Origin of the sequence: Acinetobacter sp. GFQ9D191M, assembly GCF_011174875.1 — a bacterium.
Lineage (GTDB): Bacteria > Pseudomonadota > Gammaproteobacteria > Pseudomonadales > Moraxellaceae > Acinetobacter.
This window is the reverse complement of record NZ_JAALGV010000127.1, coordinates 1-5,940: the sequence shown is the minus strand read 5'-3', so window position 1 is coordinate 5,940 and position 5,940 is coordinate 1. Positions and strand designations below refer to the sequence as shown.

The window sequence follows — 5,940 nt, the reverse complement described above, 5'->3', positions numbered from 1 at the left end:
GACAAACCCGGTACGGTTCAAGCTACTGATGTATCTGATGATTATTTTTAATATTTAGATTTTCTGTAGCAGAAAATCTGAATCTAGAGAATCTGCAAATTACTATTTGATAGAACCTGTCATTTTTGTTCCTAGAAGTCCGTTTTTTACTGACCTAGGGTTAGATCCTAATTCCGAGCGAGGCAAACATGCATTATTACTTATCCGTATCTATATTGCATTATATGTACTAACTGATCTATTAAATATTTGAGAATTTAGCTATACGTAGCTAGGGCTGTTTTACAGATCGAAATGATAAATTCATAAATTGCTTTTCAAAAAAAAAGAAACTAATATGTTTCTTACATAGCCTAAAAGCAATAAATGTGTTTACAATGAATGAGTCTTTACTTCAACAAATCAAAAAAAGACGAACCCAATTGGGCTTAAAACAAATTGATATGCAATCTCGTACAGGCATGTCAAGACAGCAGTACCAAAAGCTGGAAAGTCAGGGTAATCCACGATTAGAGACCTTAGAAATTATGGCAGCAGGATTAAATGCTCAACTGATGCTCATCCCTGATGATAAGGTTCATTTGATCAGACAATTATTGAATGATGAAATTAAAGTCACTATTGAAGATCAGGATGACTTAATGACTAACCCATGGAAGGGTCTTCTCGGAGGAGAGGAACCATGAATACTGTTGCCGTCCTAGAATTAACATTACATCACGCTATCGTTGGATACTTGGCAGGATTTCAGAGCGGAAAAAGTATTCTGGTTTTTACGGATTCTTTCCGATTTGATCAGCAACGCCCGACCTTGAGCCTGCTTACTTCCCCCTTGTATCCTCAAGCAGATAAGATTTTAGAAAAGACCTATGTTACACATCAGCGCTTACACCCCTTGCTATCAAACTTGCTACCAGAAGGTGCATTACGCGAACTAATTGCACAAAGCCTCAAAGTACATATAGACAATGAATTTCAGTTATTGGCAGCTTTAGGTCATGACTTACCTGGAGCACTCATTGCGACCCCATTAGATCCAGAAGAAATCCCAGATGAAATAAAATTCAAGCTCCAGATCTCGAATCCAGATCAGATCTTAAAACAAGAGATTCGAACAGATAATAAGTTTTCCTTGGCCGGCGTCCAAATGAAGTTTTCCATGAAAGCCAAAGACGGGCATTTTACATTAGCGCGGGCAACGGAATCCAGTCTACTCGGGGATTGGATTATCAAAACTCCTTCTTCCAGACATGCTTTTGTTCCACTGAATGAATATTCTATGATGACCCTTGCCAAAATGGTCGGAATAGATGTCCCTGAGATTCGGTTGGTGGATATGGCACTCTTACAAGACCTTCCACCATTAAATTTACCCCAAGAGCAATATGCTTTTGCAATTAAGAGATTCGATAGACAGAGTACTGCTAACACTACAGAGCTTATTCATATTGAAGATTTTGCTCAAATCTTTGGTGCATACCCACATCAGAAATACAGCACCACAAATTATGAACAGATAGGCAAGATCATTTACCAGTATTCAGATAACAAAATTTTTGATATTCAGCAATTTGCCAGCCGTTTACTCATAAATATTTTACTCGCCAATGGAGATGCACACTTAAAGAACTGGAGTATGATTTATCACGATAAAAGAACACCAAGATTATCTCCCGCATACGATATATTGATGACAAGTGTATATATTGAAAATGAGCGTCACTTCGCATTGAATCTTGCCAAAAATAAAGATTGGTATTTAGCTGAGATGAAACACTTTGAACAATGGGCAGAAAAAGTCGGTGTTCCATGGCGTGTAATTGAAAAACAACTTCACGATATCGTGAACAAAGCACGGTCAGTATGGCCAGCGCTATTACTAGATTTACCAATGGGTTCTGCCCATAAAGAAAAACTAAGAGAACATTGGAAAAAATTGCATCCAGACTTTCAAATACTTGCAAATGATTAGAATCCGTAAATACGGTGAGTCTGATAACTGCTATGGTAGCTTATCGTTTTTGACTGGGAAAATCTTGATGGTAGTCATCTCAATTACGCCGCAACGATTGGTTCCTTGCAATAGATTCCGTTAGATTGTAAATGTCTAATTAGATTTCTTTAATCTAATAGGATCTAATCAGCTAATAAAGCACCTCATTATTTTAGTCCTTGTGACTGTATTACTTTCAATCTACGCATAATTCAGAAACTGAAAAGTGTATAACAATAGTTATCAATCTAATAATCAATTGATTAATTTAAAATCACTATGCTAGGGTGAAACTGGCTTGCATCACTGCCTTAGCGTCAAAACGGTGTCATCTCAATAAGGCAGCCATGATTCAAGGCCTTTTAGAAAAAAACGTTATGGATAACAACAAAATAAATAACAGGGAGAAATAATGGGCACTTTAGCAATCCTCATCTCATTGGCATTACTGATGTTTTTTGCCTATCGGGGTATTTCAGTACTGATTTTGGCACCAATTATGGCGGCTATTGCCATCTTGCTTTCTGGTGACATGGTATACATGATGCCACAGTACACTGAAACCTTTATGGCGGCTTTGGGCGGCTATATTTTAAAATTCTTTCCTATTTTTTTATTGGGCGCCTTATTTGGACAATTAATGGTTGATTCAGGTTCTGCATCTAGCATTTCAAACTGGATCATGAAGAAATTAGGGCATAACCGAGCCATTTTGACCGTGGTATTAGCGTGTGGTGTATTAACTTATGGTGGAGTATCACTGTTTGTAGTGGCTTTTGCTATTTACCCCATTGCCAAGTCCATGTTTCAAGCGGCAAACATTCCAAAGCGATTAATTCCAGGTGCCATCGCTTTAGGCTCATTTACCTTCACCATGACAGCTCTACCAGGTTCGCCTTCCATTCAAAATGCGATTCCGATTCCTTTTTTTGGTACCAATGTATTTGCTGCCCTTGGTATTGGCATCATTTCAGGTTTGATCATGTTTAGTTTGGGCTGCATGTGGTTACAAAGCCGTGCCAGTAAAGCCTCTAGAAATGGCGAAGGATACGGTATTGATACCCAAGAAGGAGAAAAGTTAGAAGACGGAGTAACCTCTAAAGGTGAAATGCCAGTATTCTTGGCATTTTTACCATTGCTATTGGTCATTGGTGTAAATGCTTTGTTCACCTACATTCTTTTTCCAAGCATGGACTTCAGTTCGCTCAAAGAACTCTATCCAAAATTAGATCCTACCAAACAAACAGGTTTGTGGGCATTGATTATTGCCTTGGTGGTCGCATGTTTAAGCTTGATTTTGTTACGCTTGGGCAAATGGAACAACTTAAAAGAAACCGTGAACAAAGGTGTGTTGGGTTCGATGTTGCCAATTTTCAACACAGCTTCTGAAGTAGGTTATGGTGCAGTCATTGCATCATTGGCGGGCTTCGTGATTATCCGCGACATGGTGTTAAATGTATCAAGTAATCCATTAATTTCAGAAGCCATCGCCATGAATATCTTGGCAGGCATCACCGGTTCTTCTTCTGGAGGTATGTCGATTGCCTTATCGACTTTGGGTGCCGATTACCTAGCCATGGCGACTGCTGCTGGTATCAACCCTGAATTATTACACCGTATTGCGGCATTGGCGGCAGGCTGTCTGGATACCTTGCCTCACTCAGGCGCGGTCATCACCTTACTGGCTATTTGTGGCATGACGCACAAACAATCTTACGGCAACGTGGCCATGTGTACGGTTGCTATCCCAATGGTATCGGTTATTGTAGCGATTACTTTGGGTACGCTTTTCGGCTCATTCTAATCCCCCCTATTTACAGGATGCTACAAAGCGTCCTGTATCCATTTTTAAGGATTAAATATGAAATTGGCTCACGTAGATGACTTTCATGTAGGTTTATCACATACCTTAACCCGCACTATAGACGCAGAAAAAGTGGCTCAATTTATCAAATTATGTGGTGATAAGAATCCCATACATCATGATGAAATTTATGCCGCACAAACAAAATTCAAACGCCCTATTGCACACGGTTTTTTAACCGCCAGTTTTTTCTCACCTATTTTTGGCTTGCACCTTCCAGGCCCTGGTGCAATTTATGTCAATCATAATTTGCGATTTTTAAAACCGGTTTATGTGGGTGACAGTGTTGATGTTATCGCTACAGTAACCAAAGTTGATCATGAACGGAAACGGGTTTACTTTGATACCATTTGCAACATAAATGGCGAAAGGGTGATTGAGGGCGAAGCAGAATTATACGTACCTAGCCCCACAGAAGCAGGGCAAGCGGCATTGGATGCAGCGACAATAAACGTTTAGCTGCATTCAATAATTTCAAACCCTTTACACATAGATTTAATCCTTTATTGGTTTAGGAATAACGGAGAATTAGATCCATATTTTAGTTAAAGTTAATAACGAGTTAAACTCTAATATTCATCTGAGAATCTAGGTGTTTAGTCCCAATTTCAAACACCTACTTCCATTAAAAGGTGACCCATTAAGAAAAACTTTCCTACACATCAAATGGGATTACCAAGTCATATATATGATGCCTCACCCGATGGCTGGGCGTGCTCCAGAATTTTGGTGGCTATTCAAGTACAACAAAATTGGTGGCTATTCAGTCCATCATTACCTACATTCCAACTCTCTAGTTTTCTAACTAGCCCAGGTTATAATAATGGCCACCCAAAATACGATTGATCTATTATGAACACCTCCAATGACCCTTTACACGGCAAAAAACTTGCTGACATTTTGGATGAATTATTGGATTACTACGGTGGTTTTGAAGGTTTAAGTCGTAAAATTGAAATTAGATGTTTTTGCATAGACCCAAGTGTTAAATCATCATTGCGATTCTTGCGTACCACACCATGGGCACGTGAAAAAGTAGAAAACTTATATTTATATGTCTTGCGCCAAAAGGCCAAACAGAAACCGTAGCCCCAGGCAACACCCCTCTCATCATAAAATTTGAACCGTACCGGGTTTGTGGGAGACTTTTATTTAACTGATGTTACGTAGTAAGTGCATTTTGAGCATCTTCGCTACTACATGTTGTAGTCGATTTATAAATAATTAGTAATCATTATATTAAACTATATATTGTTATTATTTCTCACGAAAATCAGCATCAAAACATAGGTGACTTTTATAAACTAAAATGTCTAAAATGAAGTGACCAAAACCACATTAAATGATCTAAATTGATCAAAATTTTACTCCACCAAAAACTATATACCAGTAATTAAATCATATACTTATAATTAAGGTCATTTAATGGAATAAATCTCGGTGACCTTGCCAAGGTTGGGGTCGCGAGTTCGAGTCTCGTTTCCCGCTCCAGATTCTAAAAGCCTCAGTTGAATGACTGGGGCTTTTTTATTGTTGTTTTATTCAATATTTTACTTCATAAGAAATTTTTATACTTAAAAAAGTAAGTTTACAAAAGTGCTCTTTCAAAACTGTGAACAAAAAACCGTGTAGATGATGCTCCAGAGTATCAATCATACAAGATAAAAAAAACTCCAAAACAAAAGATAGTATTAGCTACTACTAAGTGGCTTATGTTAAACAAGATCAGCTTGCCTAGATCCTAAATATTGATGCCGCGGAGCCTGTTAATAATTTCTGTCATTGCTTCTTAATAAAAAAGCAACTAATATGCTTCTTATACCACCAAAAGCAATAAATATGTCTACACTAAATAAGTCTTTACTACAGCAAATCAAAAAAAGACGAACCCAATTGGGCTTAAAGCAAGTTGATATGCAATCCCGTACAGGCATTTCAAGACAGCAGTACCAAAAACTGGAAAGTCAGGGCAACCCTCGATTAGAGACCTTAGAAATTATAGCGGCAGGATTAAATGCTCAACTGATGCTCATCCCTGATGATAAGGTTCATTTGATTAGACAAGGCTCTAGACTAGCAAAAT

General features: G+C 38.2%; 6 protein-coding genes. All 6 read left to right on the top strand.

What is annotated here, in order from left to right:
* Positions 1 to 377 precede the first annotated feature (377 nt).
* Positions 378 to 686 (top strand): helix-turn-helix transcriptional regulator, encoded by a 309-nt coding sequence (locus tag G5T77_RS15750; RefSeq protein ID WP_166139345.1) that lies wholly within the window; start codon positions 378 to 380, stop codon positions 684 to 686.
* Positions 683 to 1,972, top strand: a complete 1,290-nt coding sequence (locus G5T77_RS15745) for a type II toxin-antitoxin system HipA family toxin (RefSeq protein WP_166139343.1) — start codon at positions 683 to 685, stop codon at positions 1,970 to 1,972. Before G5T77_RS15750 ends, G5T77_RS15745 begins: the two co-directional genes overlap by 4 nt.
* A gap of 430 nt (positions 1,973 to 2,402) precedes the next feature.
* Positions 2,403 to 3,797 carry a GntP family permease gene (locus G5T77_RS15740; RefSeq protein ID WP_346773783.1) on the top strand — a complete coding sequence of 465 codons (1,395 nt, stop codon included), beginning with the start codon at positions 2,403 to 2,405 and terminating at the stop codon, positions 3,795 to 3,797.
* Between the two features lie 57 nt (positions 3,798 to 3,854).
* Positions 3,855 to 4,316: a MaoC family dehydratase gene (locus G5T77_RS15735; protein ID WP_166139339.1), complete on the top strand. Its 462-nt coding sequence runs from the start codon at positions 3,855 to 3,857 to the stop codon at positions 4,314 to 4,316.
* A gap of 393 nt (positions 4,317 to 4,709) precedes the next feature.
* A complete protein-coding gene (locus G5T77_RS15730) occupies positions 4,710 to 4,946 on the top strand; it encodes a VF530 family protein (RefSeq protein WP_166139337.1) in 237 nt (78 codons plus the stop codon).
* 750 nt (positions 4,947 to 5,696) lie between these two features.
* Positions 5,697 to 5,940 (top strand): helix-turn-helix transcriptional regulator (locus G5T77_RS15725; protein WP_166139335.1); only part of this gene is annotated, 244 nt, incomplete at its 3' end.

Coding starts and splice junctions, on each gene's coding strand:
- G5T77_RS15735 (WP_166139339.1), top strand. CDS start 3,855: ATGAAATTGGCTCACGTAGATGACTTTCATGTAGGTTTATCACATACC.
- G5T77_RS15745 (WP_166139343.1), top strand. CDS start 683: ATGAATACTGTTGCCGTCCTAGAATTAACATTACATCACGCTATCGTT.
- G5T77_RS15750 (WP_166139345.1), top strand. CDS start 378: ATGAATGAGTCTTTACTTCAACAAATCAAAAAAAGACGAACCCAATTG.
- G5T77_RS15730 (WP_166139337.1), top strand. CDS start 4,710: ATGAACACCTCCAATGACCCTTTACACGGCAAAAAACTTGCTGACATT.